The following is a 24,758-nucleotide window of genomic DNA, read 5'->3' as shown; positions in this document are numbered from 1 at the left end:
CACATGGGGGGAGTGACGCCTCTTGTTCTAGAGATCGGGACCGGGGCCGTCAATACTTTGGTACAGACCAGCGCCCGGCCGGCCGGACAAACCGGTGGCGGACGCTCATTCCTCCACGGTCTTGGGCCGCCGCGCGTGCACCGCCCGTCCCATCCGGCGCCCCAGCAGCAGCCAACCCAGCAGCGCACCCGTGGTGTTGAGGATGACGTCGTCGATGTCGAAGGCCCGTCCGGTGATCAGCGCGCCCTGGGTCAGCTCCACCATCAGCATCACCAGGCCGGTGAGGAACAGGACTTGGAGCACACCCCGCGCCCGCGGCGCCAGCACCGGGACCAGCACGCCGAAGGGCACGCCCAGCAGGACGTTGCCGCCGATCTGCTTCAGGGTGTCGCGCACCGTCCCGTAGTCGAAGTACGCCTTCAGCGAGTTGCCGGGACGCATGTTGCTGTGCGTCAGCGCCTCCGACGCGGGCGACGGCTCCAGGGTGACCCGGGCCAGCGCGATGGCGAACGCCACCATGAACACGAACGCCAGCAGCATGATCGGCAGCCGGATCGGCAGCGGCAGCGGCCTGCGCTCCGCCACCGCCGGTGCCGGGGCCGGCTCGGGCTCGGGCTCGGTCTTCTCCAGGCGGTCGCGCCGCCAGGGGGTGCGCAGTACGGTCGGCAGGCGTAGGGCGGTACGGGCCATGCGATGGTCCTCCAGTCGTGGACATCCCCGTGAGAAGCAGCGAGTGCCCGGAGAGCGGCCGGTGATGCCGTGCCGGGCGGAACTTCAGGAGCCGTACGAGACGCGTACGTCCTTGAAGCCGAGGGAGCGCAGCAGGCCCTGGAGCATGCCGGTGGTGTTGGTCTCGGCGCGCGCGGTCAGCTCGCTGTCCCGGGCGGCCTCCCCGATGTGCTTGACGGCGAGTTTCTGCACCGCCTGCTCGCCGTTGGGGTTGTCCGAGAACAGATCGCCGAGCCGGTCGAGCAGGCCGCGCTGCTTGGAGACGGCGTAGGAGCGGTCCGGGTCCAGCGCGGGCTTGCCGAGCTGGGCGTGCGGCAGCTTCAGGGTGGCGGAGGTGCGGTCCTCGTCGACCGTCACGTCCTTCTCGCCGAGCTTGCCGAGGTCCACGTAGGCGTCCACGGTTCCGGCGCCGACGTACAGGGTGCGCGAGCCGCGCAGCGCGTCGGGCAGGTACTTGGCGTCCTTCTCCAGGTCCACGACGACCTGGAAGTTGCCCGAGGCGGCGTCGTAGCGGCTCATGTCCTGGATCGACTGGAGCAGCGCCGGGCCCGAGCGGTCGCGGGACTCGGTGCCGAACAGGTCCTTGATGCCGGGCAGCACGGCCAGCCGTATCCCGGCGAACAGCAGCACGAGCACCAGGGCGATGCCGGCGAGCACCTTGACCCAGCCGGGCACGCGCCGCGTCCGCTCCTTGACCGAAGTCGTCATGTCCACGGTTCTCCCTTCCCCTCCTCACATGCCCACCAAATAAGCGAACAGACAAGCGAGTTGACCATCCCGTCCCGTTGACGTAGTTACCCCGGCCGACCCGTACGAGACCCGCCACGTCAGGCGCGCTGACCGGGCGGGGACGGCCGATAGCATGGCCGCCCAGCCCGTACCGATCATGCGAGGAGCGGATCGTGCGAGACATCGCCGTCTTCAGCGGCAGCGCCCACCCCCGGCTGGCCGAGGAGGTGTGCGCGCACCTGGGCGTCACCCTCAGCCCGGCACGGGTCAGCCGGTTCGCCAACGACTGCCTGGAGGTGCAGCTCCGGGCCAACTGCCGGGAGCGGGACGTGTTCCTGATCCAGCCGCTGGTCAGGCCGGTGCAGGAGCACCTGGTCGAACTGCTGATGATGTGCGACGCGGCCCGCGGCGCCTCGGCGGCCCGGATCACCGTCGTCATGCCGCACTACTCCTACGCCCGCTCCGACAAGAAGGACACGCCCCGCATCTCGCTCGGCGGCCGCCTGGTCGCCGACCTGCTGGTGGCGGCGGGGGCGAGCCGGGTGCTCACCATGACCCTGCACGCCCCGCAGGTGCACGGCTTCTTCTCGGTGCCGGTCGACCATCTGCACGCACTGCGCGAACTGGCCTCGCACTTCAGGCAGTACGACCTCACCCGCACCACGGTCGTCTCCCCCGACCTCGGCAACGCCAAGGAGGCCGCCGCCTTCGCCCGCCTGCTCGGCGCACGCGTCGCGGCCGGGGCCAAGCAGCGGTTCGCGGACGACCGGGTCAGCATCAGCTCGGTGATCGGCGACATCACCGGCCGGGACGTGATCGTGCTGGACGACGAGATCGCCAAGGGCAGCACCGTCATCGAACTCCTCGACCGGCTGCGGGAGCTGGAGCCGCGTTCGATCCGGGTCGCCTGTACCCACGGTCTGTTCGCTTCGGGCGCCCTGAAGCGGCTGGGCGAGCAGCCGGACGTACTGGAGATCGTCTGCACCAACACGGTGCCGGTCCCGGAGGACGAGCGCACCGACAAGCTCCGCGTGCTGTCCATCGCCCCTGCCCTGGCCGAGGCGATGCGGCGCATCCACGACGGGGAATCGGTCAGCGCGCTCTTCGAGCAGCCGGCGGGCGCCTGAAGCCCTAGGAAGTGTCCGACGCCCGCAGGGCCGCCTCCAGCGTCGGGTGCGGGGGCAGGACGCGGGTCAGTCCTGTGGTGCTGAGGACGCGGAGGGTCAACGGGTGGACGCAGACCAGGTGAAGACGGCCGCCGCGTTCCAGGACGCGGCGCCGTGCCCGGTTCACCAGGCGCAGCCCCGAGCAGTCGAAGAACTCCACCGGGCGCAGATCCAGGACGAGGCGGGCGCGCTCGCGGCCGGTGAGCCGGTCCAGCAGGGGCGAGATCTCCGCCGCCGAGGCGATGTCGATCTCACCCCGTAACTCCAGCACGGTGTGGCCGCGGTCCTCGCGCACGCGCAGATGCCGGGTGGCCGGGGTCGGTTCCTCCCGCACGACGGCACCACCTCCCACCCGCGCCCGCGACGCACCGCGCCGCCCGGGACTCAGCTACGACAGGAGGAATTTGAGCATGTTCGCTTGACATATGTCTTCGGGTTTGACGCAGTCGGTTCGAATCTGTGTGGTTGTGATCGGCTGATGGTCCGCCGGCCCCGACGGCCGGTGTGTTGCTCAGCGCTTGGCCGGGGCCGCGCCGGGGTGCGGCCAGGTGCCCGTGGAGCGTGCGACCGTCTTGGCGCGGGTGCGGTCCACCACGCTGCGGGCCACCGCGAAGATCGCGCCCTGCATCGCCGCCGCCAGCAGGATCTCGCCCCAGCCGCGGTCCGGGTCCAGCGGGTCGGGCGCCTCCTCCTCGTGCCGGATCACCATCCACGCCTTCCGGAACGCCAGCCCGGCCAGCGCACCGCCGGCCCAGCTGATCGCGAAGCCGACCGGCTTGTGGACCAGCGGCGTCCTGCTCTTGCTCTTGTTCTTCGCCATGCGTCACTCCTTCCTCACCGCGCCCGTCTCCTCTCCGGCGGCCCGGCCGCGCCACCCGTTCGCACGGGCCCCGGCCGGTCGGCGTGGTGCGCCCGCGACGCCTTCGAGCGCCCCCGGCCTCCCCCGTACAGGCCCGTGTGATCCTCCCGGCCGGGGGCATTCGGCGACAGGTGAGCTCTACTTCCCAGGAACAGCGGCCGGCCGCGACGGCCGGCGACAGTGGCGGCCAGGAGGCCGCCGAGACCGACGGGCACACCCGCGTCACCGTCCTCGTGGCACTCGCCGCGAATCTGGTGATCGCGGTGGCCAAGGCCGTCGGCGGGATCTTCGCGGGCTCGCCCGCCCTGCTGTCGGAGGCCGCGCACTCCGTGGCCGACAGCCTGAACGAGGTGTTCCTGCTGGCCGCCCTCAGCCGCAGCCGTCGCCCGCCGGACGCCCGCCACCCCTTCGGCTACGGCAAGGAACGGTTCTTCTGGTCCCTGCTCGCCGCCGTCGGGATCTTCGTCATGGGCGGCTGCTTCTCCTTCTTCCAGGGCTTCGAGGCGATCAGGAACGGCAGTGAGGAGACGTTCAGCGGCTACATAGCGGGCCTCGTCGTGCTCGGCGTCGCCTTCGTCGCCGAGGGGATCTCCCTGATCCGGGCGGTGCGCCAGGCGCACCGGCAGGGCGAGGGAGTCGGCGACGTCCAGGACCCCGCGCTGCGTACCGTGCTCGCCGAGGACGGCACCGCGGTGCTCGGCGTGACCTTCGCCGCCATCGGCATGGTGCTGCACATGATCACCGGGCAGGCCCTCTGGGAGGGCTGCGCGTCGATCCTGATCGGCGCCCTGCTGGTCTACATCGCCTACCGGCTCGGCAGCGACGCCCGCGACCAGCTCATCGGCGAGGCGGCCGACCCCGAGCTGACCGGGCGGATACGGGAACTGCTGCGCGCCCAGCCGGAGATCGACAGCGTGGAGGCGCTGTTCACGATGAAGACCGGTGTCGACTCCGCCCTCGTGGCCGCGCGCGTCGACCTGGTGCCGGGGATGGACAGCGAGGAGGTCGAGGAGGTCGCCGTCCGCATCAAGCGGTCCGTCGCCGAGATGTTCCCCGACGCCGGGCAGATCTTCCTCGACGTGACCGACCGGGACCACACGGACCACGACCACACCGCGCGTGCCGCACAGGAAAGCCCCGCCGCGACGGGGGAGCGCGGCGGGGCCTGACCCTCACGTGCCCGCCGGGGGACGGTCCACACCCGCCGGACGCGGGATGCGCGCGAACCGTCCCCCGGCGCCCGCTCAGCCCGCGTCCGCCGGCTCCAGGACGAACACCGGGATCTCCCGGTCGGTCTTCTCCTGGTACTCGGCGTACGGGGGGTAGGCGGCGACGGCCCGCTCCCACCACTTCGCCTTCTCGTCGCCCTCGACCTCACGGGCCCGCATCTCCCGCTTGTCCGGGCCGTCCTGGAGCTCGACCTCGGGATCGGCCTTGACGTTGAAGTACCAGACCGGGTGCTTGGGCGCGCCGCCCACGGACGCGATCGCCGCGTACTTCCCGTCGTGCTCCACCCGCATCAGTGGCGTCTTGCGGATCTTGCCGCTGCGGTTGCCGCGCGTGGTCAGGATGATCACCGGCAGCCCCGTGTCGCGCAGCGTCGTCCCCTCCCTGCCGCCGGAACCCTCGTACAGCTCGACCTGATCGCGCACCCACTGCTCCGGGCTCGGTTCGTACTCGCCCTCGAGAGGCATGACTCGTCCCCTTCGTCGTGTCGACGGCTTCACTCCTGCGGTCCACCGAAACACCGGGGGCCGCCGGAATCATCCGTACCGCGCACTCTCTGGGCCACGCGGGTGAATAGCCGAATCTCGCGGCTCGTCCGGGCGGGGGGTGGCCGAAAAGGGCCGTACGCGACCACACTGGGAAGACCGATGTGCGTCGGACGGACGGATTCCGGTGCCCGGACACCCCCGGTGGACGTGCTTCTTCGGCCAGATCCCACGGGTCGCCGATCTGGCCGAACTTGCCGTCGCCCTATAGGTGCCCTGGGCATCTAATGAAGATCGGTACGAGGCACCTCTTCGTCTGCGAGGTCTATCCATGACGGAACTTACGGACACCACCGGCCCGGCGAAGGCGGCCGATCCCGTCGCCTTCCCGCAGGACCGCACCTGTCCCTACCACCCGCCCACCGGGTACGGCCCGCTGCGCGAGGGGCGGCCGGTCTCCCGCGTCACCCTGTACGACGGCCGGGAGGTCTGGGCCGTCACCGGCCACGCCGCGGCCCGCGCGCTGCTCGCCGACGCCAGGCTCTCCAGCGACCGCTGCCGCCCCGAGTTCCCGATCCCCACCGCCCGGTTCGCGGGCGTACGGGACCGCCGGGTCGCCCTGCTGGGCCTGGACGACCCCGAGCACCAGATCCAGCGGCGGATGATGATCCCGTCGTTCACGGTCAGGCGCGCCGCCGCGCTGCGTCCCACCATCCAGCGAATCGTCGACGACCTTCTCGACGCCATGATCGAGCAGGGCCCGACGGCCGAGCTGGTGTCCGCGTTCGCGCTGCCCGTGCCGTCCATGGTGATCTGCGGCCTGCTCGGGGTGCCGTACGCCGACCACGAGTTCTTCGAGGCGCAGTCCCGCAAGCTGCTGCGCGGGCCGACTGCGGACGACAGCCAGAACGCCCGCAAGGAGCTGGAGACCTACCTCGGCGGACTCATCGACGCCAAGGCCGCCCACCCCGAGCCGGGCGAAGGGGTGCTGGACGACCTGGTCCACGAACAGCTCCGCGCGGGCGCGCTGGACCGGGCCGAACTCGTCTCGCTCGCCGTCATCCTGCTGGTCGCCGGGCACGAGACCACCGCCAACATGATCTCGCTCGGCACCTACACCCTGCTCCAGCACCCCGACCGGCTGGCCGAGCTGCGCGCCGACCCCACGCTCCTGCCGAGTGCCGTGGAGGAGCTGATGCGCATGCTCTCCATCGCGGACGGCCTGGTCCGCGTGGCGGTCGACGACATCGAGATCGACGGCATCACCATCCGCGCCGGGGACGGCGTGATGTTCTCCACCTCGGTGATCAACCGCGACGACTCCGTCTACGCGGACCCCGACGCCCTCGACTTCAACCGCTCCGCCCGCCATCACGTCGCCTTCGGCTTCGGCATCCACCAGTGCCTGGGCCAGAACCTGGCGCGCGCGGAGCTGGAGATCGCCCTCGGCACCCTGCTCGCCCGGCTGCCCGGGCTGCGCCTCGCGGTACCGGCCGAGGAGATCCCGTTCAAGCCCGGCGACACGATCCAGGGGATGCTGGAACTCCCCGTGACCTGGTAAGAGGCTGCTCGCCATGCACACCGACATCGAGATCGACAAGGACCTCTGCATCGGAGCGGGCCAGTGCACACTGGCCGCGCCGAGCGTCTTCACCCAGGACGACGACGGGTACAGCGCGCTGCTGCCCGGCAGCGAGGACGGCGCGGGCAGCCCCATGCTGCGCGAGGCGGCCCGCGCCTGCCCGGTCGGCGCGATCACCGTCACCGAGAGCTGACCCCCGCCCGCCCCGCCGATAGGGTTTCCCGGTGACCGAACCCGCCGGGAAGCCCTTTCTCCTCGTCGTCGTCTGCGCGGCCGGCATCGCCTCCGGCGTCGGCACGCTGATCGCCGCGGCCCAGGAGCGGGGCTGGGAGGTGGGCGTGATCGCCACCCCGGCGGCGATGAACGGCTTCTTCGACGCGGCCGGCGCCGAGTCCCGCACGGGCCGCCCGGTCCGCTCCGCCTGGCGTTCCCCGGCCGACCCGCGCCCCTTCCCGCAGCCGGACGCGGTCGTGGTGGCCCCGGCGACCTTCAACACGGTCAACAAGTGGGCCGCGGGCATCGCGGACACCCTGGCCGTCGGCACGCTGTGCGAGGCCCTCGGGCTGGGCGTGCCGATCGCGGTGCTGCCCAGCGTGGGCGAGGCACTGGCCGCCCACCCCGCCTACCAGGAGAGCCTGACCCGGCTGCGTGGTCTGGGCGTGCGCTTCGGCGAGGGGCGGGTGCCGGGCGGGTTCGCGTGGACGCGCGGGCTGGAACTGCTGGAACGCCCTTGAGGCTTCAGCCCGTCCGGCGCACGTACCCCTCGTCGTCCGGTGTGGAGACGTCCAGGTCGCGGCGGACGATGCTCAGCCGCGAGCCCCAGCGGGCCGACGCCTTGCGCAGACCCGAGTCGGTGTACTCGATGTCGAGCACCCGGTCGTCGTAGGCGCGGGCGTACACCTCGCACTCGTCGTACTGCCCGCACTCCTCGGCCACCGCGAAGTCCAGCCCGGCGCGCTCTCGCCGACCGGCCAGCTCCGGGGTGTTCTTCTGGCCGACGGCCAGGTGCCGGGCGTGCGCGTGCCGGGTGAGCAGACGCATGAACGCGGTCGCGTCGGCGGGGGTGAGCAGGTGCCGGGAGCGGGTGTAACTGTCGTAGTTGTCGGGCTCGACGGCGTCGTAGCCCTTCTCCGCGCAGCCGTCGATCCAGCGGTTCACCCGCCGGGCCACCCGTTCCCGCTTGGCCGGGGTGCCGATGTCGAGCAGCGGTTCGTCCCAGTCCTCGTCGATGACGACCCGGCCCGCGCGGTCGCGCAGCAGCAGGTCGGCAGGCCAGTCGGCGCGTTCCTGCGGCTGGGCCTGGAAGGCGTTGACGTAGCAGACGTTGTACAGGCCCGGTGCGGGGGAGTCGGCGCGGTCACGGGTGACGACGCGGACCCCGGCGGGCGGGGAGTAGGCGCCGCCGATCTGGTAGTCGAACCCCGCGTGCCGGGGAGGGAGGCGCGGGGCCTTCGGTGCCGGTTCCCCGGTGCCGCAGCCGGTGAGGGCGAGGACGAGCAGGGCGACACCGGCCTTCAGGCGCACGGCGGTTCGGTTCGGTGGCTCGGCTGTACCCGGCTTGATCGACACGGTCGTGATCCAACCGAGCGGACTTCCACGCCGTCAACTCCGGGCCGCGGCACCGTGACGGCCGTCGATCGCAGGAGGTGCCCCCGTCCGCCCGCCACGGCTCCCGGCCCGGCCGCCGTGGCGAACTTCCCCCCTCCCCCCAGGCCCCCGCCGGCTTCGTGCCGGTGGGCCGATGCGCGGTCCGCTACACGCGCACCTTCCGCACCACGCTCCGCAGCTTCTGCCGTACCGCCCCCGGCACGTTCACCGCGCGGACCTCCAGCACCAGGGTCGTCTCCGACGCCTTCTTCACCGGACCGGCGGAGAAGGGGCGGGCGATGTGGAACCAGCGGCTGCGGCCGAGGCCGGTGAGGTAGGGGACGGCGGCGACGGGGGAGGAGCCGGACAGGGACAGCGTCACCGTCCAGCGGCCCGGGCGCAGGCCCTTGACCGGGAGCTCCGCAGTGAACGCGCCGCCGGACCGGATGAGCGACGCCGGAGCCTCGCGGCGGTGGCCCGCGGCGTTCTCCGCGCGCAGGCGCAGCGTCCGGACGTCCTCGGCGCCCTCGCCGTCGAGCTCGCCCGTCACCACCAGCGTGCCCTTGCGCGATCTGTGCCAGGACGTCCCGGTCACCCGGCCCGGGGTGTCGTCGCGCGGTATCTCCTGACCGATGTCGAGGGAGAGGTTCCCCCACTTCGTCACGTACGGGGTGACGGTCGTGGGGGTGCCCGCCTCCGTCGTCACGGTCGTCTGCGCGGGGGCCGGCCCGGATTCGGGGGACTTCAGCCGGACCGTGCGGCTGACCCCCTGGGCCCGTACGTCGAGGAAGAGGTTCCACCGGCCACGGCCCAGTGCCGCGCCCGCCGCCGCCGTGGGCACGGCGATGTCCGCGACGAAGCCGGCGTCCGCGTGGAGTTCGTCGTCCGGGAGCCCGGCGGCGGCGTGCACCCGCGCCGGGACGCGGATCTCCTGGTCGTCCGCGTCGTGGCGGCGCAGCACCAGCTCGGTGGCCGCGTCCAGGGAGGCGACGTTCTCGATGTAGGCGTGGCCGGTCAGGCGCAGCACCCCGCCCTCCTGCCAGGACGCCGAGTCGAGCCGGTGGCGCACGGGAAGGCGGCCGGTGACGTCGAAGGCGCTGTCCGGGACGCCCACCGCCGTGTCACGGAAGAACGGATGCGCCCAGTAGACCCGGCCCCCGTCGACGACGTGACCCCGCTCGGCGTCCGCGTCGGCATTGCGGATGGCCGTCATCACGTCGTCGAACCGGTCGGCCCGCAGCAGGTGCAGCAGCAGTCGGTCACGGGGGACGAGCTTGGCGATGACCGGGTCGGTGACCCACTTCTCCACCCAGTCGCGGATCTCCGGGTAGAAGCGCTCGCGGATGTCCTCCTCGCTCTCCCGGAGCAGCAGCCACCACAGCGGGCCGCACAGCTCCCACTCGACGTGCCGGCGCATGATCTGGTCGCGCCGCGGGCCCGGCTCCAGATAGCGGGCCACCGTCTCGAAGCACAGCCGTGTGCCCTCCATGCGGTGGCTCAGGTTCTGCGCGGTGAGGGTGAGGTTGTTGCCGTTCGCGCGATTGCGCTGGTAGTAGCAGTCGTAGTCCGCGACGACGGATATGCCGTCCGCGTTGAGGTACGCGGCGGCGGTGAACGGCTTGTCCTCGGTGTTGCGGAACGGGGGGAAGCGCAGGTTCAGCCGCTCCAGCAGCGAGCGGCGGAACAGCTTCCAGCAGCCGAGGGTCCGGTAGGCGGCCGAGGAGAAGATGTCCGTACGGGGCTGGGTGTTCTTGAAGACCGCGGTGGGTACCGCCCGGCCGCCGACCGACACCATCTTGCCGAGCACGATGTCGGTCTTGTTCTCGTCGGCCATGGCCACCATGCGGCGCAGCGCGTCGGGGCCCAGGTAGTCGTCGGAGTCGAGGAAGAAGACGTAGTCACCGCGGGCGACGTCCAGGGCGACGTTGCGCGGGACGGCGGCGGTGCCCGAGTTCTCCTGGTGGATGACGCGCAGGGAGGGGCACAGCGCGGCGAGCCGGTCGAGCTCCTTGCCGGTTCCGTCTGTCGATCCGTCGTTCACCGCGATGATCTCGAGCGCGTCCAGGCCGATGGTCTGCTCCATCGCCGAGGTGATGCACTCGGTGAGCTCGGGCATGGCGTTGTAGGCGGGGACGATCACGCTGACGCGGGGGTGATGCATGGACTTCCTCGGGCAACTCGGCGGCGGTGGCACGCACTCACTGCGACCTGTACGGCGGCGCTGTCGAGCACCCGGGTACCCGTTCGTGCCGGGTCCCGGGTGTGGCCGCTTCAAGGTGACATATGCGAAAAATTCGCTGAGTACGTGTAGTTGGACATGCGACCTCGCCGAAAGGTTGCACATCCCATCTAAGTGGAACCGGGGGGTCCGGCCCGATGGCCGACGATCCCCTCCGCTCGGTGTCGTGATGACCAGGCGGGGCGGGCTCGAAAAACTGAATGCCGGTCAAATAACTTCTGGCATGCCGTCCCGCGGCGGGAGATCCCTTGTTACGTGCCGTCACTCTGTGCAAAAGTGTGCGTCGCCGCAGCGCGGGTGATTTCCGGCCGCCGTACGATCCAGGCCGCTCCGATGGCTTTCACATGTCTCAAGTGAGCCGTCGCCGACGTGAGTTGGGGCGCTGCCTCACCCGTCGCCCTGCCGTTTGGTACGGACCATATTCCGTGTGGATTCTTGGAGGAACAGAGCCGTGAAGGGCGAAGGACCGTCGAATTCCCCGGATTCCGCGAGGCCGTTCGGTATCTCCGACGGTGAACTCAGCGCGGAACTCATGAAGTGGACGGGAACGGCGGCCGGGCCCCATCCCGTGGGCGAACTCCTCGACCGCCACTGGGCCGCGGCCTTCGCCTACGCCCGGCTGTGCACCGACGGACCGCGCGCCGCGGGCATGCTGACCACGGCCGCGTTCACCCGGCTGTTCGGCGAGTCGCTGCGCCAGGCCGGGCCGTCCGCCGCCTGGCGTCCCCGGCTCCTGGTCACCGTGCGGCGTATCGCCGCCGAATGGGACGGCGACGGCCGCCAGGAACTCCTGCACCCCGCGCTGCGGCCCGACCAGGCCGGCGCCGGACGCGCCGCCGCCCGGCTGCTCCCCGCCCCCGGCAGGCGGCTGCTGGCCAGCGCCTTCCAGCGGCTGCCCCAGCCCTCGCGCGCGGTGCTCTGGCACGCCGAGGTCGAGGGCGACCCGCTCGCCGTGCCCGCCGCGCTGCTGGGCCTGGACGAGGAGAGCACACACGTCGAACTCGGCCGCGCCAGGGACCGGTTGCGCGAGGAGTGCCTGCAGAGCCACCGCGAGCTGGCGCCGGACGCCGAGTGCGGGCGCTACCTGCGGATGCTGGACGTCACCTTCCGGCGCGGCGGCGGACTCGCCATGGACCCGGACCTGCGCGGCCATCTCGACGCCTGCGGCCACTGCGCCCGCACCGCCGACCAGCTCGCCCGCTTCAACGACGGGCTCGGCCTCGCGCTCGCCGAAGCCGTGCTCGGCTGGGGCGCCGCCGCCTACCTCGACTCGCGCGCCTCCCGCGCCGACGACACCGCCCCGCCGCCCGTCCCGGCCCCGCCCCTGCCCTCAGGCGGCGAGGACTTCGCACCCCCGGCCGCCCCGGCCGCGGAGAACGGGACTCCAGGCGGCCGTACCGCCCACCGCGCTCTCCGGCGCACCCGCCGCCGCAACCTCACGCTGGCCGTCACCACCGTCAGCGCCCTCGTCGCGCTGCCCCTCGTGCTGTGGTCCGTGCTCGGGTCCGACGGCGGTCCCGCCACCGCCCACGGCGCCACCCCCTCCCCGTCACGGGACACCGCCTCCAAGCCCGCACCGCAGCCGTCCTGGGCCGGCGCGGACGGCAACCGGCCCACCGTGCGCGGCCGGCTGCACAACGTGGCCTCCGGGCGCTGCGTCGGCATCGTGGGGCAGAAGGCCGTCGAGGGCGCCGAGACCGAACTCGTCACCTGTTCCTCGGCGCCGGGCCAGCGCTGGCGGTACGAGGCGGACGGACGGCTGCGCAGCGATGCCGAGCCCGCCCTCTGCCTGGACTCCCGCCTCGGCTACTCGGTCCGGCTCGCCCCCTGTTCGGTCACGGGCGGCGACGGCCGCTTCATCCGCTACGACTTCACCCTCCAGGGCACGCTCGTGCCCCGCTGGGACCAGAACCTCGCCCTCACCCCGGCCGCCACGGACGGCTCCGGGGCGCTGGTCCTGAAGAACCGTGCCGAGACCGCCCTCCAGCGCTGGGTCGTGGACACCGCTCGCAACGACCCCCAGATGGAGATCGTCAACTGGGACGAGGGAGCGGCCACGAAGGCCCCCGCCCGCAGTGCCTCCGCCAGGCCGGCCCCCGGCGAGCCCTCACACTCCGCCGGCCCCACGCCCACACCCACCGCCACCGCCACGCCCACCGCCGCTGCGACACCCGGCGAGCGGGACGACGACACCTGCTCCTCCTACCGGGACCGCTGCGGCCGGGACGACGACGAGCGCCGGTACGGAGGCGGCTACGGGGGCGGTTACGGGGGCCGCCACCGCTGAACCCTGTGCGCGGCTCAGTGGTGGTGCGGCGGTGGCGGGATCGTGCCCAGGCCGGGAGCCTGTTCGGGCCAGACCAGCAGAACCGGGCACGGGGCGTGGTCGACCGTGAAGCGGGCCGCCGGGCCCAGGCTGTGCGGGCCGAGCCGGGAGCGGTCGCCGTCGCGGGCCAGCACCAGCAGGCCCGCGCCCTCGGCCGCCGCGACCACCTCGTGTTCCGGACGCCCCGACCGCTCCTCGCGTACGCACGGACGGCCCAGGCGTTCGGCGGCCGCGTCCAGCAGCTCCGCCGCCGAGCCGTCGCCCAGGGCCTCCAGACGGTCCCCCGGGTCGGCCTCCCAGCCCTCCGCCGGACCCTGCCCCCAGGCCCGTCCCCGCCCCATCAGCCCCGCGAACGCGCCGTGCGCCACACCGGGCACCTCGGGCCCCGTCACATGGAGCAGCACCACCTCACGGGCGTGCGGGGCGTGCACCCGCACGGCGTCCACACAGGCGGGCCAGGTGCCCTCGACGAGCCAGACGACCGCACGCATCCGATGTCCTCCTCGGTCCACCCCGTCAGAGAATGTGCAGTGCCCCCCACAGTGCCACCACCGACACCGCCAGCGCCGAGGGCACGGCGATCAGACCCAGCCGGGTGAACTCCCCGAGCCCGACCCCCTCGTCGTGCTGGTGCACGATCCGCCGCCACAGCAGGGTGGCGAGCGAACCGGCGTACGTCAGGTTCGGGCCGATGTTCACGCCCAGCAGCACCGCCAGCACCGCGCCCGCGCCACCCGGTGCGGCCAGCGGCAGCAGCACCAGCACGGCGGGCAGGTTGTTGATCAGGTTGGCCAGCACGGCGGCCAGCGCGGCGATGCCCAGCAGCGCGGGCAGCCCGCCCCCGGACGGCAGCAGATGCCCGAGCACGTCGGAGAGACCGTTGTCCACGACCGCCCGCACCACCACGCCCAGCGCCAGTACGAAGGCCAGGAACGGCGGCGCGGCCGCCCGCACCACGGACAGCGGGGTCGCCTGCCGCCGCACCACGGCCCGCCCGGCCAGCACCAGCGCACCCGCGGCCGCCGCCCACGCCGGATCGACGCCGAACGCCGACGCCACCACGAACCCGGCGAGCGTGCAGCCCACGGTGACCAGCGCGAACAGCGGCAGCGGCGGCTCCTCCCCGGTGTCCCGCGAGACGGGCGCCGCCGCCGACAGGTCGCGGGCGAAGAAGCGCCGGAACACCAGGTACTCGACACCGATCGCGGCCAGCCACGGCAGTGTCATCAGCGCCGCGAACCGGGTGAAGGACAGTCCGCTCGCCGCGAAGGCCAGCAGGTTCGTCAGATTGGACACCGGCAGCAGCAGTGACGCCGTGTTCGACAGATGCGTGCACGCGTAGACATGCGGCTTCGGGCGCACGCCGGAGCGGGCCGCCGTGGCGAACACCACCGGCGTCAGCAGCACGATCGTCGCGTCCAGGCTCAGTACGGCCGTGATCACCGAGGCCAGCGCGAACACCGCGGTCAGCAGCCGTACCGGCCGCCCCCGCGACCAGCGGGCCATCCACGCCCCGCACGCCCGGAACAGTCCCTCCACGTCGCAGAAGTGGGCCAGCACCAGCACCGCCGCCAGGAACCCGACCACCGGGCCCAGCCGGGCCACCTCGTCGCGGGCGTGGTCCAGGGAGATGGCGCCGGTGAGGACGGCGATGCCGGCGGCGGGCACCGCGAGCACCGCCTCCGTCCATCCGAAGGGCCGTACGACCGCCCAGGCGAGCACGGCGACGAGCAGGACGGCCGACAGGGCCTCGGCGAGCGGGGTGTTCAGGGCGATCCTCCGGACCGGTGGTGATGTGCCCGCTCATGAAAACAGACGCCGGTGCGCCGGGCCGACCGGACCCGGCGCCATGACGCCCGGTCAGCCGCCCGAACCGGCGGCGAACACCGTCAGCCGGACCGAGGAGGCGTTCCCGGAGACCGGCACCGGGCCGCCCGTCCACGTCACCTTCAGCGGGTCCCGCTCGTCCGGTGGGGTGATCACCAGCGAGGCCGGCTTCGCCGACTTCGCGCCGCTGACCTGGGGGTTGGAGAAGGTCAGCCCGGCCCACGCGCTCTGGCCGGGCCGGAGCGTCACGGTCACCGGGGAGCCGGAGGTGCGCTCGGGGTCGCGGCCGAGCTGGGTGCCGGAGGCGTTCACGAAGGCCGCGCCCGGATAGCCGCGCAGGGTGCAGGTGCGGGACGACTTGTTGGTGAGCACCACCGGGAAGTTCTCCTGCCCGGCGCCGGGATCGTTGCGGCCAACGGCGGCGCGCAGTTCGGAGGTGTGGCAGCGGGTGCTCTTGGCGCTGTCGGGCGCGACGGTCTTCGTCGCCGTGCCCGGCGCGGAGCTGGGGGGCGTGGTGCCACCGCTCTGGGTGACCGGGGAGGGGGTGTCGGAGGCGGCGGGGGAGCCGGTGGGCTCCCCCGCGTCGGAGGGTTCGGTCGCGGGCGCCGCCGAGCCGGACACCGTCTTCGCCGGTGCCGCGCCCACGTCGCCGTTGCCGCAGGCGGTCAGGAGGCCCAGTACGGCGGCGGTGCCCACGAGCAGGGTCCCGCGCCGCCTGGCCGGGGATGAAGTCGCCATGTCGCGTAAGCCTCCCTGAGGTCCACGGCACGCGGGGCCCCGCGTGCCTGCGGCGCCCGATGCGCCGTCACAGCTTCCGATGCGCCGTCCGGCGGAAAAGTTCGGGACGTGATGGAAAAAACTTCCGCGCCCGCAAAAGTCTCCGCTCACCAGGGCCTCACCGCCAGGCCGGACGCGGGTTCCCCCCGATCAGGTGACCCGCAGCGAGCGGAGTATGCCGTCGGTGGCGTCCGCGTCGCCGTGCTGACGCACCTGTACGTACACCTGCGGGCCGCCCGCGCCGCCCGAGGGGCGCAGCGCGGACTCGGTGACCGAGCCGCCGCCCGCGCAGCCGCTCCACACCCGCACCGTGCCCCGCCAGCCGGACCCCGTGAACGCGTGCCGGTCCGCGCCACGGCACCCGGAGTGCGCGAGCGCGGCCACCCGGCCGGTGAGGTCGCCCTCGCCGACGCCCACGAAGACGCCGTTCACCGGCGCGCCGAGGTCGGACCAGCGGGACACGTCGTCGGCGACCACCAGCCCCGGTTCGCGCCCGCCCGGCAGCCCGAGGGCCCTCGGGTCCCAGCCGGAGTCGCGCAGCTCCCGGTTCCACCCGGCGGGCACCTCGACGGTGATCCGGCCGGAGGCGTCCCGGACCCGGGCCGCCTCCGCGCCGCCCCCGGCGGGCCGGTGCGGTACCAGCGCCACCGCGGCTCCGGCGGCCACCAGCGCGACCGCGGCCGCCCCGGCGAGCACCGCGCGTCTGCCCCGCACCGGGCCGGACCAGCGGGCCCGGCCGGTGCCCGCCGCCAGCCGGTCCAGCTCGTCCGCAAAGGCCCGCGCGCCCGGCCAGCGCCGCTCCCGGTCCGGCTCCAGTGCCCGCAGCACCGCCCGCTCCACGTCCGCGTCCAGCCCCGGCCGCAGCCGGGAGGGCGGGACGACCCGGCCCGGCGGGCCCGGCACGGTCCCGGTGAGCAGCTCGTAGCCGACCGCGCCCAGGCTGTAGACGTCGGCCCGCTCGTCGATGCCCGCGCCCGGCTCGGCCTGCTCCGGGGGCTGGTAGCCCGCCGAACCCGCAGCGAGCGTCAGCGCCGACGCCTGCGCGAGGCTCTTGGCCAGCCCCAGGTCGGCCAGCAGCAGCCGGCGCCCGCCGTCCGGGGCGGTGCGCAGCAGGAGGTTGCTCGGCTTGATGTCCCGGTGCACGATCCCGGCCTCGTGCAGCGCGGCGGCGCCCCGCGCGGCCAGCGACGTCAGCTCCAGCGCCTCGGCCACCGGCAACGGCCCGGCGGCCGACGAGTCGGCGAGGGTGCCGCCGTCGGCGTACTCCATGACGAAGTACGGCCTGCCGTCGTCCAGTTCGCCGATGTCGTAGACCTGCACGACCCGGCTGGAACCGGCCCGGCGCAGCAGCCGCGCCTCGGACAGGAATCGCTCGCGCACATCCAGCCGGTGGGACCAGTTGTCGGCGAGGACCTTGACCGCGACCGACGCGTCCAGTTCGTCGTCGTGGGCGAGCCACACCGTGGCGAACGCCCCGCTGCCCAGGCGCTGTTGAAGGCGATACCGGCCGATCCGCTCCGGGGGGTGCATACGACTATCATGCCTGGCCCGAGATCGACTCCGAGGGGGAGCGGACGTGGCGGACGCGACGACGGCCGAAGAGCTTGCCCGCCTGGCGGCGGCGGGGGACCGGGCGGCCCTGGACCGGCTGCTGACCGAGCTGCGGCCGGAGGTGGTGCGCCGCTGCGGGCGCTTCCTGCCCTGCCGTGAGGACGCCGAGGAGGCCGCGCAGGACGTACTGCTCCAGGTGGCCCGGCACATCGGCGGCTTCGAGGGCCGCAGCCGCTTCAGCACCTGGCTGTACACGGTCGTCGCCAACTGCTGCCGGCAGAAGTACCGCGAGCTGAAGCGGCGGGCGGCCGAGCAGCCCGCGGCGGTGGAGGTGCCGGAGCCCGCCGACCCGCGCACCACCAGCGTCATCGCGGGCTCCCGGATCGACCTGCTGGAGGCGCTGGACCAACTGGAGCGCGAGCATCCGCACCTGGTCGCGCCGCTGGTCTACCGGGACCTGTGCCAACTGGACTACGCCGAGGCCGCCGAACGCGCGGGCATCCCGCTCGGCACCCTGAAGTCCCGGCTGCACGAGGCCCGCAAGCGGGTGCGGCCCTGGCTGAGCGCCCACTGACCCGCCGACGGGGGCGGGCCCGGGGCCGCGGGTCACCTGTCCGCGTCGTGCCCCCGGCTCACTTCTTGTAGCCGAGGACCGTCATCATGCCGCTCTCCGAGTGGTACTGGTTGTGGCAGTGCAGCATCCACAGGCCGGGGTTGTCGGCGTCGAAGTCGATGACCAGCTTGCGGTGCGGAAGCACCACGGCGGTGTCCTTGCGGGCGCCCACCGAGTCGATGCCGGTCAGCGCGAAGGTGTGGCCGTGCAGATGCAGGGGGTGCCACATGTCGGTCGCGTTGACCAGGGTCATCCGGACCCGCTCACCGGAGCGCACCGCGTGCCGCTCGCGCACGTCGTACTGCTTGTGGTCGAAGCCCCAGTTGTACTTCTCCATGGTGCCGGTGACCCGGATGCGCATCTCGCGGTCCGGCTCGCGGTGGTCCAGGGCGACCGAGTCGTCGGGCTGCAGACGGCGGGCGGGGAGCACCTCGCGGTCCAGCTCGGGCAGCTTGACGTCCGCAGGAGGAACGGTTCTGCCGTTGTCGGTGCGGAGCACGGCGAGTGCCTGGCCGCTCTTGCCCTCGGCCAGGGCGACCAGCGGGAACGTCCCGTCCTTGGCCGTGACCAGCACGTCGTACCGCTCCGCCATGCCGACCAGCAGCGCGTCCGTGGTCCGGTGCCGGACCGGATAGCCGTCCGTGTGGGTGACGGTCATCTTGTGGCCGCCTAGCGCCACCCGGAAGGCGGTGTCCGAGCCCGCGTTGATGATCCGCAGCCGGATGCGCTCACCGGGACGGCACTTGAACGAGGTCGGCGCGCCGGGCCTGCGGCCGTTGATGAGGTAGATCGGGTACGAGACGTTGCCGCCGACCCCGTTCAGGATGCGGCTCTTCGGCCCGTGCAGCATGCGGTTCGGGCCGGTGTTCTTCGGCGGGTGGGGTGCGGCCGACTTCGGGTGCTCGTGCGGGTGGGCGCTCGGGCGCTGAGGGCCCATCATCGCCATGCCGCCGCCCGGCTTGAGCTGCTCCAGCACCTTCTCCGGGGTGGACCCGTCGACACCGTCCACCCAGTCGTCCAGGACGATCACCCACTCCTTGTCGTACTTCAGCGGCTCCCTGGGGTCGTCCACGACGAGCGGCGCGTACAGGCCCCGGTCCGGCTGCATGCCGACATGGCTGTGCAGCAGGTAGGTGCCGGGGTCGGCGACGGTGAAGCGGTAGTTGAAGTCCATCCCGGACGGGATGGACTCCTGGGTGAGCCCCGGCGCGCCGTCCATGTCGCAGCGCAGCCGGACGCCGTGCGAGTGGAGGGTGGTGGTCTCCGGCAGCCGGTTGGCCAGCGTGATGCTCAGCACGTCACCGGCCGTGGCCCGCACCAGCGGTCCGGGCAGCGCGTCCTGGTACGCCCAGGTGCGCACGGACCGGCCGCCCAGGTCCAGCGTGGTCTCGCCGGCCGTGAGCGTGAACATGCGCACCCGGCCGGAGCCGCGCCGCCGCTCGGCGGCCCGGACCTCCGGGCCCGACGGTTCCACGTAACCCGCGGGCCCCGGCGGGACGAAGTTCCCCGCCGCCATCATCGTGCCGTGCGGTCCCGGACGGGGCCGGGGACCGGAGTCGGAGCAGGCGGCCAGGAGTCCCGCGCCAGCGGCCGCGAGCGGGGCGCGGAGGAGAGTACGCCGCGAAGGTGTATGCATGAAGGAAATAAGACACTTTTTGTGCTCATATGTGATGGACCTGGGCGCGGCGCGTCTGCTGGTGTCGGCCCGGCGGGATGCCGGGAAGGCCGGGTACCGGGGGAGTGGGTGGCTGAACTGGCTCGATTTACGGGTGAGTACCCTCGCTGTACCGTGAGGGCATGCCAGCTCTCAACGTGGAGTTCAGCGAGCGCGAACTAGCGGACCTGCGGCAGATCGCCAAGGAACGCGGTACGTCGATGAAGGCCCTGGTGCGGGAGGCGGCCGCGGCCGACATCGCCCGGCACCGGGCGCTGGAGGAGGGCGCCGAGACCTTCCGGGCCTTCTTCACCGCGCACGCGGAGGAGTTCGCCGCCGCCTTCCCCGAGGACGAGGCACCGGCCCGTCACGAGGCCGCCTGAGCGGCGATGCCCCCCGTCATCCACATCGACGTCCCCTGGCTGCTCCAGCGCCATGAGGACGTACTGCCCGACCAGCCCTCGGTGGACGACTTCTCCGCCCTTGTCGCCGCCGTCGCCCGGCACCGCGTCGATCCGCCCCGGCTGGGTGTCGACTCCGACCCCGCCTGGCGGGCCGCCGCCCTGCTGCACACCCTCGCCGTGCTCCGCCCGCTGCCCGCGGCCAACGCCCGCTTCGCCTGCGCCACCGCCGTCGCCTATCTGCACATCAGCGGCGCGGGGATCGACCCGCCGTACGGCGCCCTCGTCGACCTCGTCCGTGAGCTGACCGACGGCCGCGCCGACGTGTACGGCGCGGCGGAGCGGCTCCGGTCCTGGCGGATCTGACGCCGCCCCGGCGGACGGGGGAAGCCGTACGTCCATCTGCCGGGGGAGGCCGTACGTCCATCGGCCGGGGCGGCGGGATCGGGCCGGCCCGCGGACTTCGCGAGCGGGCCGGGCCCAGTCCACACCCGCCCGGCATACCGGCAGAACCGTGCGCGGACGGCCGTCGCGTGTGCGGGCTTCACACGGGGCGCGCGGAACCCACCCGACTCCGACTTCCCTGCAAACCCGTCGATGTGGGACGTGCTCCTTGTTGCGTGTGGAGAAGTTGTGCGAGGGTTGACACTCCCGCGCGGGGGGTGAAGTCCGGGACTGTTTCGGCAGTTGGGACGACCGGTCGGAGCGACGCCGGTTCGAGCCACCGCTCCCCGTGCGCACCCGGAGGTTCGCTCCCACGCTCCGCACGCGCCAAAGGAACCGCTCAGTGACCACCCCGCAGCCTCCCCTTCCCCCTTACCTGCCCGGCATGGCGGCGGGGGAGTCCGACGAGTCCACGGCCGCCTCGCTGCGCGCCGGTTCGGACGTGGAGGCGTCCCGGTCCGCCGCCCTGCTGATGGCACGGCACTGGCAGCCCGCCGCCGACTACGCCGTCATCTGCCTCGCCGGCCTCGGACCGCTGGCCCACATGGTCACCGCCGCCGTCTTCCACCAGGCCCTGGACCGGCTCACCCTCGGCGAACCCGCCGAGGCGCTGCGGCCCAGGCTGCTGGTGGCCGTACGGGACACCGTCCTGGACTGGGCGGCCACCGACCGGGTCACCGCCGCCCTGCCGGGCCTCGGCAAGCCCGCCGGGGGGCGCGGCATGCTGGCCGCGAACTCCCTCACCCCGGAGAACCGCACCCTCGCCGAGCGCGCCTTCCACACCCTGCCCCGGCTCGAACAGACCCTGCTGTGGCACACCGCGGTCGAGGCCGAGCCCGTGACCGTCCCCGCGGCGCTGCTCGGCGTGGACCCGGTCGGCGCGGCCGCCGCGCTCGAACAGAGCCGGGAGAAGCTCCGCGCCGGTGTGCTGCGGGCACACCGCGAGCTGGCCCCCAGTGGTGAGTGCCGCCACTACAACCGGCTGCTCGATGTGCCCGTGCGCCGGGGCGGTGCCGTGCTGCCGGACGTCCGACAGCACCTGGACGCCTGCTCCTACTGCCGCTACGCCGCCGAACAGCTCGGCCAGATCGAGAGCGGCGCCGGGCTGCTGCTCGCGGAGGCGGTCCTCGGCTGGGGCGCCCGCCGCTACCTCGACTCCCGGCCCGGCCGGGGCCAGGCCGCCTCCGCCCAGGGCGACGCCCCGCGTCCCGGCGGGCGCCGGCGCGGGAAGCGCGGAGCGCCGGCCCGTGGTGCCAGGCGCGGGCGCGGTAGCGGGTGGTCGTTCCGGACCGGGGCGGGCGTCCTCTCGGCCGGGCTGCTGGTCTCGGGCCTCGCCGTCGCCGCGTGGCCCGAGGACGACGGCGGCCGCACCCCGGTCGCCTCCGCCGGGGCCGCGCCCGCCGCGGACCCGCGCACGGCGCGGCCCTCGCCGACGGCGTCCGCGACCCCGCCCCTGGCCGGACGGCCCATCAGGCTGCGCAACGCCGGAGCCGGACTCTGCCTGGGCATCAAGGGCGAGCCCGAGCGCGGCGCGCTGGTGACGCTGGCCCTGTGCTCCGACGCCGTCACCCAGCAGTGGACGTACGACGCGGACGGCCTCCTGCACAGCCAGGCCGACCCGCAGCTCTGCCTGGACTCCCACGCCGACGCCGCCGTCGTCATCCTCGGCACCTGCGACGACGCGGGCACCGAGCGCGGCAAGGACGTGCGCTACGACCTCACGGTGCGGGGCGAGTTGCTGCCGCTGTGGGACGAGACCCTCGCACTTGCCTCCGCCGACGCGCGTCCCGGCTCCGACATCGTGGTCTCCCTCCGTGACCGCTCACCCGCCCAGCACTGGCTGACCGACACCCCGTCGACGGCGCCCGGCTCCCTGTCGATAGCGGAGACGCCCGAGGCCACGGCCCGCCAGGCGGAGGCGCCGGGGCAGGGGGCCTAGGGCCTGTTGCGAAACAGGCCGGAACAGGCCCTAGTCCGGTCCGTCCGTCAGGACGCCCGGGTCCAGGGTGGCGGGGGAGGCGTGGCCCGAGAGGGCGAGGGTCAGGTCCAGTTCGGCCAGGACGCTGCGGATGACGTGTTCGACGCCCGCCTGGCCGTCCAGGCCCAGGCCGTACACGTAGGGGCGGCCGAGCAGTACCGCGCGGGCGCCCAGGGCCAGGGTCTTGGCGATGTCGTCGCCGGTGCGGATACCGCTGTCGAACAGCACGGTGAGTCGGTCGCCGACCGCGTCCACGACCTTCGGCAGCGCGTCGGCGGCGGCGACGGAACCGGCGACCTGGCGGCCGCCGTGGTTGGACACCACCACCCCGTCCATCCCGGCATCGGCGGCCTCGCGGGCGTCGTCCGGGTGCAGGATGCCCTTGAGGACGATGGGGCCGTCCCAGTGCTCGCGCAGGAACGCCAGGTCCGGCCAGGTGTGCCCGGCGTCCCCGAACAGGCCGAGGAAGTGCAGGACGGCCGCGTTCGGGTCCTCCTCCACCGGCTTGGCCAGCCCTGCGCGGAAGGCGGGGTCGGTGAAGTAGTTGGCGGTGCCCACCCCGTGCAGGAAGGGCAGATACGCCCGGTCCAGGTCGCGCGGGCGCCAGGACAGCAGCGGGGTGTCCAGCGTGACGACCAGCACCGAGAAGCCGGACGCCTTCGCCCGCCCCAGGAAGCTCCGGGTCACCTCGCGGTCGCTGCCCCAGTACAACTGGAACCACCGCTCGGCGTCCCCCATCGCCTCCGCGACCGTCTCCATCGGCGTGCTCGATGCCGACGACAGGATGTACGGCACCCCCTGCGCTGCGGCGGCCCGAGCGGCCCCGCACTCCGCGTCCGGATGCATGATCGACAGCACCCCGACGGGGGCGAGGGCCAGCGGCGCGGGCAGCGTACGGCCCAGCACCCGTACGGAAAGATCCCGCTCCCGTACGTCCCGCAGCATGCGCGGCACGATCCGGCGCCGCTCCAGCGCGGCCCGGTTGGCCCGCTCGGTGCTCCCGTCCCCGGCGCTCCCCGCGACGTACCCGACCGGGCCCGGCCCGAGCCGGTGCTCCGCCAGTTCCGCCAGCCGCGTCAGATCGGTCGGCAGCCGGGGCACCGTCCCGTTCATCCCGTTCAGATAGATCTCGTACTGGAAATCGGCCCACCGAGCGCCCATGCCACCGCTCCCTCTCGTCCGGGGTGTCATGCCCAGCTCAGTCTGCCTCAGGGGGTGGGCGGGGCCGGAGACCGGTAGACGACCCGGTCCCCGAGCTGCCCCAGCGCGGTCGCGGCGAAGAGTCGGCGGAAGTCGGGCTCGCGGAGCAGGCCGAGACGGTCGGCTGGGGGCATGTGGGTGGTCCGGGGGGTGGTGGGCGGGAAGGTCGGGTCAAGCTAGCAGGGGGGTCCGGGGCACTCAAGGTGGCTGCTGTCAGGACGAGTTGTCCCGCAGCCAGGCCAGTCGTTCCGCCGCCGTGCGGGTCAGGGGATGGTGGGGGCCGAAGACCCGGGTGTAGTCGGCGTGGCAGCGGGTGAGGAGGGTGCTCGCCTCCCGGTGGTCGCCGTTGTCGATGAGGACGTTGGCCAGGTTGTCGCGGGCGTGCACGGTGTCGGGGTGGCTGTCGCCCTTGCGGCGGGACACCAGGGACAGGACCTCGCGCAGGATGTGCGCCGACTCCGCATAGCGTTCGCGGGCGTGCAGGACGGCGGCGAGGTTGTTGCGGGTGGAGAGGGTGTCGCCGTGGTCCGGGCCCTTGGCGCGCTGCTGGGCGGTGAGCACGGAACGCATCACCGCCTCCGCCTCGTCCAGCCGGTCCAGGCGGCACAGCGCGGCCCCCAGGTTGGCGCGGGCGGCCAGGCCGATGTCGTCGTCCTGGAGGTTCCGTCGCTCCAACCGGGCCACCAGCGAGCGCAGTTCGCGTTCCGCCTCGGCCCAGTGCCCCGCCTTGACCAGCGCGGCCGCGTGGCTGCCGGTGTCGGAGAGGACCGCCGGGTCGTCCGGGCCCAGCAGCCGTTTCCGGCGTTCCAGCACGTCCCGGCGCAGTGCGGCCGCCTCCGGTTCCCGGCGCAGGTCCTCCAGCACCGAGGCCAGCGACGACGCGCTGTCCAGGGTGTGCGGGTGGTCCGGGCCGAGGAGTTCGGCGCGGCTGGTCCACACGCTGCGCCACACCTCCTCGGACTTGCCCAGCTCGCCCGTGGCATGCATCAGGCCGGCCAGGTCGGCGGCGGTCGTCAGGGTGTCCTCGTGGACGTAGCCGATGGTGAGGGACTGGGTGCGCACCAGGTCCCACAGCCGCTCACGCGCCTCCTCCTGGCGGCCCTCCATACGCGTCAGCGCGCGGGCGTAGTCGCGGAACGCCAGCAGGGTGTCCGGGTGTTCCGGGCCGAGCCGCTGGTGGGCGGCGTTGGCGCGCATGCCGTAGAACTCGTGCGGGGGCAGACCGACCCGGGTGATCTCCTGCTCGCTGCCGTCGTCGTTGATGAGCGTGACGACCAGGTCGGCTGCCGCGGGCGGTCCGGGTTCGGGGGCGTCCCGCTTCTCGTCGTCCTCGCGCTTCCTGCGCCATCCGAGGGCCATGTCCCGACCCCCTCCTTTCCTCGTC

Annotated in this window: 25 protein-coding genes; 10 read left to right on the top strand and 15 right to left on the bottom strand. The window is 73.2% G+C overall.

What is annotated here, in order from left to right; all coding sequences use genetic code 11:
- Window positions 1-105 precede the first annotated feature (105 nt).
- Together HEK131_RS16945 and HEK131_RS16940 are read right to left on the bottom strand one after the other, a co-directional pair.
- Window positions 106-690, bottom strand: coding sequence for a VanZ family protein (locus HEK131_RS16945; RefSeq protein ID WP_244335930.1), 585 nt, complete (start codon window positions 688-690; stop codon window positions 106-108).
- Window positions 691-774: 84 nt separating this feature from the next.
- Window positions 775-1,437, bottom strand: coding sequence for a DUF4230 domain-containing protein (locus HEK131_RS16940; protein WP_217462547.1), 663 nt, complete (start codon window positions 1,435-1,437; stop codon window positions 775-777).
- A gap of 194 nt (window positions 1,438-1,631) precedes the next feature.
- Between HEK131_RS16940 and HEK131_RS16935 the strand changes: the two genes are divergently transcribed.
- Window positions 1,632-2,585 carry a ribose-phosphate diphosphokinase gene (locus HEK131_RS16935; RefSeq protein WP_217462546.1) on the top strand — a complete coding sequence of 318 codons (954 nt, stop codon included), beginning with the start codon at window positions 1,632-1,634 and terminating at the stop codon, window positions 2,583-2,585.
- Between the two features lie 4 nt (window positions 2,586-2,589).
- Here HEK131_RS16935 and HEK131_RS16930 read toward each other — a convergent pair whose 3' ends face one another.
- Both HEK131_RS16930 and HEK131_RS16925 read right to left on the bottom strand, forming a co-directional pair.
- A complete protein-coding gene (locus tag HEK131_RS16930; protein ID WP_244335929.1) occupies window positions 2,590-2,958 on the bottom strand; it encodes an anti-sigma factor antagonist in 369 nt (122 codons plus the stop codon).
- A gap of 177 nt (window positions 2,959-3,135) precedes the next feature.
- Window positions 3,136-3,444 carry a DUF4235 domain-containing protein gene (locus HEK131_RS16925; RefSeq protein ID WP_244335928.1) on the bottom strand — a complete coding sequence of 103 codons (309 nt, stop codon included), beginning with the start codon at window positions 3,442-3,444 and terminating at the stop codon, window positions 3,136-3,138.
- Window positions 3,445-3,614: 170 nt separating this feature from the next.
- On the opposite strand from HEK131_RS16925, the gene HEK131_RS16920 reads away from it, so the two are divergent.
- Window positions 3,615-4,652 (top strand): cation diffusion facilitator family transporter, encoded by a 1,038-nt coding sequence (locus tag HEK131_RS16920; RefSeq protein WP_432215645.1) that lies wholly within the window; start codon window positions 3,615-3,617, stop codon window positions 4,650-4,652.
- A gap of 75 nt (window positions 4,653-4,727) precedes the next feature.
- On the opposite strand, the gene HEK131_RS16915 is transcribed toward HEK131_RS16920, so the two are convergent.
- Window positions 4,728-5,177, bottom strand: coding sequence for a nitroreductase family deazaflavin-dependent oxidoreductase (locus HEK131_RS16915; RefSeq protein ID WP_217462541.1), 450 nt, complete (start codon window positions 5,175-5,177; stop codon window positions 4,728-4,730).
- Between the two features lie 349 nt (window positions 5,178-5,526).
- Here HEK131_RS16915 and HEK131_RS16910 point away from each other — a divergent pair, with 349 nt between their 5' ends.
- The 3 genes from HEK131_RS16910 to HEK131_RS16900 are packed head-to-tail and all read left to right on the top strand — an operon-like array spanning window position 5,527 to window position 7,511.
- Window positions 5,527-6,756: a cytochrome P450 gene (locus tag HEK131_RS16910; protein ID WP_217462540.1), complete on the top strand. Its 1,230-nt coding sequence runs from the start codon at window positions 5,527-5,529 to the stop codon at window positions 6,754-6,756.
- 13 nt (window positions 6,757-6,769) lie between these two features.
- Window positions 6,770-6,970 (top strand): ferredoxin, encoded by a 201-nt coding sequence (locus tag HEK131_RS16905; protein ID WP_161146537.1) that lies wholly within the window; start codon window positions 6,770-6,772, stop codon window positions 6,968-6,970.
- Window positions 6,971-7,001: 31 nt separating this feature from the next.
- Window positions 7,002-7,511, top strand: coding sequence for a flavoprotein (locus HEK131_RS16900; RefSeq protein WP_244335927.1), 510 nt, complete (start codon window positions 7,002-7,004; stop codon window positions 7,509-7,511).
- 4 nt (window positions 7,512-7,515) lie between these two features.
- Here the strand turns inward: HEK131_RS16900 and HEK131_RS16895 are convergent, their stop codons facing one another.
- Window positions 7,516-8,301, bottom strand: coding sequence for an endo alpha-1,4 polygalactosaminidase (locus HEK131_RS16895; RefSeq protein WP_374201452.1), 786 nt, complete (start codon window positions 8,299-8,301; stop codon window positions 7,516-7,518).
- Between the two features lie 229 nt (window positions 8,302-8,530).
- On the bottom strand, window positions 8,531-10,525 hold the full coding sequence (locus HEK131_RS16890) for a glycosyltransferase family 2 protein (protein WP_244335926.1): 1,995 nt from the start codon (window positions 10,523-10,525) through the stop codon (window positions 8,531-8,533).
- A 529-nt stretch (window positions 10,526-11,054) separates the two neighbouring features.
- Here HEK131_RS16890 and HEK131_RS16885 point away from each other — a divergent pair.
- A complete protein-coding gene (locus HEK131_RS16885; protein WP_244335925.1) occupies window positions 11,055-12,890 on the top strand; it encodes a ricin-type beta-trefoil lectin domain protein in 1,836 nt (611 codons plus the stop codon).
- 14 nt (window positions 12,891-12,904) lie between these two features.
- On the opposite strand, the gene HEK131_RS16880 is transcribed toward HEK131_RS16885, so the two are convergent.
- From HEK131_RS16880 to HEK131_RS16865, 4 genes are all read right to left on the bottom strand, one after another.
- On the bottom strand, window positions 12,905-13,420 hold the full coding sequence (locus HEK131_RS16880; RefSeq protein ID WP_217462537.1) for a universal stress protein: 516 nt from the start codon (window positions 13,418-13,420) through the stop codon (window positions 12,905-12,907).
- 25 nt (window positions 13,421-13,445) lie between these two features.
- Window positions 13,446-14,699: an arsenic transporter gene (locus HEK131_RS16875; protein ID WP_244452047.1), complete on the bottom strand. Its 1,254-nt coding sequence runs from the start codon at window positions 14,697-14,699 to the stop codon at window positions 13,446-13,448.
- Between the two features lie 90 nt (window positions 14,700-14,789).
- Entirely contained in the window at window positions 14,790-15,494 is a 705-nt protein-coding gene (locus HEK131_RS16870; RefSeq protein WP_244335924.1) for a DUF4232 domain-containing protein, read from the bottom strand.
- Window positions 15,495-15,683: 189 nt separating this feature from the next.
- The gene (locus HEK131_RS16865) at window positions 15,684-17,063 is read right to left on the bottom strand and encodes a serine/threonine-protein kinase (RefSeq protein WP_244335923.1); all 1,380 of its coding nucleotides are present in this window, start codon (window positions 17,061-17,063) and stop codon (window positions 15,684-15,686) included.
- 46 nt (window positions 17,064-17,109) lie between these two features.
- On the opposite strand from HEK131_RS16865, the gene HEK131_RS16860 reads away from it, so the two are divergent.
- On the top strand, window positions 17,110-17,658 hold the full coding sequence (locus tag HEK131_RS16860) for an RNA polymerase sigma factor (RefSeq protein ID WP_217462288.1): 549 nt from the start codon (window positions 17,110-17,112) through the stop codon (window positions 17,656-17,658).
- 58 nt (window positions 17,659-17,716) lie between these two features.
- Here HEK131_RS16860 and HEK131_RS16855 read toward each other — a convergent pair whose 3' ends face one another.
- The gene (locus tag HEK131_RS16855) at window positions 17,717-19,333 is read right to left on the bottom strand and encodes a multicopper oxidase family protein (protein ID WP_217462287.1); all 1,617 of its coding nucleotides are present in this window, start codon (window positions 19,331-19,333) and stop codon (window positions 17,717-17,719) included.
- 161 nt (window positions 19,334-19,494) lie between these two features.
- On the opposite strand from HEK131_RS16855, the gene HEK131_RS16850 reads away from it, so the two are divergent.
- The 3 genes from HEK131_RS16850 (at window position 19,495) to HEK131_RS16840 (ending at window position 22,135) form a co-directional block, all read left to right on the top strand.
- Window positions 19,495-19,734 carry a hypothetical protein gene (locus HEK131_RS16850; RefSeq protein ID WP_217462286.1) on the top strand — a complete coding sequence of 80 codons (240 nt, stop codon included), beginning with the start codon at window positions 19,495-19,497 and terminating at the stop codon, window positions 19,732-19,734.
- A gap of 6 nt (window positions 19,735-19,740) precedes the next feature.
- Window positions 19,741-20,118 (top strand): toxin Doc, encoded by a 378-nt coding sequence (locus tag HEK131_RS16845; protein ID WP_217462285.1) that lies wholly within the window; start codon window positions 19,741-19,743, stop codon window positions 20,116-20,118.
- A 421-nt stretch (window positions 20,119-20,539) separates the two neighbouring features.
- The gene (locus HEK131_RS16840) at window positions 20,540-22,135 is read left to right on the top strand and encodes an RICIN domain-containing protein (protein WP_244335922.1); all 1,596 of its coding nucleotides are present in this window, start codon (window positions 20,540-20,542) and stop codon (window positions 22,133-22,135) included.
- A 30-nt stretch (window positions 22,136-22,165) separates the two neighbouring features.
- Here HEK131_RS16840 and HEK131_RS16835 read toward each other — a convergent pair whose 3' ends face one another.
- From HEK131_RS16835 to HEK131_RS16830, 3 genes are all read right to left on the bottom strand, one after another.
- Window positions 22,166-23,335, bottom strand: coding sequence for a lactate 2-monooxygenase (locus HEK131_RS16835; RefSeq protein ID WP_244335921.1), 1,170 nt, complete (start codon window positions 23,333-23,335; stop codon window positions 22,166-22,168).
- Window positions 23,336-23,382: 47 nt separating this feature from the next.
- Complete coding sequence (locus tag HEK131_RS30145; RefSeq protein WP_279614256.1) at window positions 23,383-23,508, bottom strand: hypothetical protein; 126 nt, start codon at window positions 23,506-23,508, stop codon at window positions 23,383-23,385.
- Between the two features lie 79 nt (window positions 23,509-23,587).
- On the bottom strand, window positions 23,588-24,733 hold the full coding sequence (locus HEK131_RS16830; RefSeq protein ID WP_244335920.1) for a tetratricopeptide repeat-containing protein: 1,146 nt from the start codon (window positions 24,731-24,733) through the stop codon (window positions 23,588-23,590).
- Window positions 24,734-24,758: the final 25 nt, after the last annotated feature.

The organism is Streptomyces seoulensis, from assembly GCF_022846655.1.
Lineage (GTDB): Bacteria > Actinomycetota > Actinomycetes > Streptomycetales > Streptomycetaceae > Streptomyces.
This window is presented reverse-complemented; position numbering and strand designations above follow the sequence as displayed.

Coding starts and splice junctions, on each gene's coding strand:
- HEK131_RS30145 (WP_279614256.1), bottom strand. CDS start 23,508: ATGCCCCCAGCCGACCGTCTCGGCCTGCTCCGCGAGCCCGACTTCCGC.
- HEK131_RS16835 (WP_244335921.1), bottom strand. CDS start 23,335: ATGGGCGCTCGGTGGGCCGATTTCCAGTACGAGATCTATCTGAACGGG.
- HEK131_RS16845 (WP_217462285.1), top strand. CDS start 19,741: ATGCCCCCCGTCATCCACATCGACGTCCCCTGGCTGCTCCAGCGCCAT.
- HEK131_RS16890 (WP_244335926.1), bottom strand. CDS start 10,525: ATGCATCACCCCCGCGTCAGCGTGATCGTCCCCGCCTACAACGCCATG.
- HEK131_RS16830 (WP_244335920.1), bottom strand. CDS start 24,733: ATGGCCCTCGGATGGCGCAGGAAGCGCGAGGACGACGAGAAGCGGGAC.
- HEK131_RS16870 (WP_244335924.1), bottom strand. CDS start 15,494: ATGGCGACTTCATCCCCGGCCAGGCGGCGCGGGACCCTGCTCGTGGGC.
- HEK131_RS16925 (WP_244335928.1), bottom strand. CDS start 3,444: ATGGCGAAGAACAAGAGCAAGAGCAGGACGCCGCTGGTCCACAAGCCG.
- HEK131_RS16880 (WP_217462537.1), bottom strand. CDS start 13,420: ATGCGTGCGGTCGTCTGGCTCGTCGAGGGCACCTGGCCCGCCTGTGTG.
- HEK131_RS16945 (WP_244335930.1), bottom strand. CDS start 690: ATGGCCCGTACCGCCCTACGCCTGCCGACCGTACTGCGCACCCCCTGG.
- HEK131_RS16915 (WP_217462541.1), bottom strand. CDS start 5,177: ATGCCTCTCGAGGGCGAGTACGAACCGAGCCCGGAGCAGTGGGTGCGC.
- HEK131_RS16905 (WP_161146537.1), top strand. CDS start 6,770: ATGCACACCGACATCGAGATCGACAAGGACCTCTGCATCGGAGCGGGC.
- HEK131_RS16910 (WP_217462540.1), top strand. CDS start 5,527: ATGACGGAACTTACGGACACCACCGGCCCGGCGAAGGCGGCCGATCCC.
- HEK131_RS16855 (WP_217462287.1), bottom strand. CDS start 19,333: ATGCATACACCTTCGCGGCGTACTCTCCTCCGCGCCCCGCTCGCGGCC.
- HEK131_RS16850 (WP_217462286.1), top strand. CDS start 19,495: ATGCCAGCTCTCAACGTGGAGTTCAGCGAGCGCGAACTAGCGGACCTG.
- HEK131_RS16865 (WP_244335923.1), bottom strand. CDS start 17,063: ATGCACCCCCCGGAGCGGATCGGCCGGTATCGCCTTCAACAGCGCCTG.
- HEK131_RS16940 (WP_217462547.1), bottom strand. CDS start 1,437: ATGACGACTTCGGTCAAGGAGCGGACGCGGCGCGTGCCCGGCTGGGTC.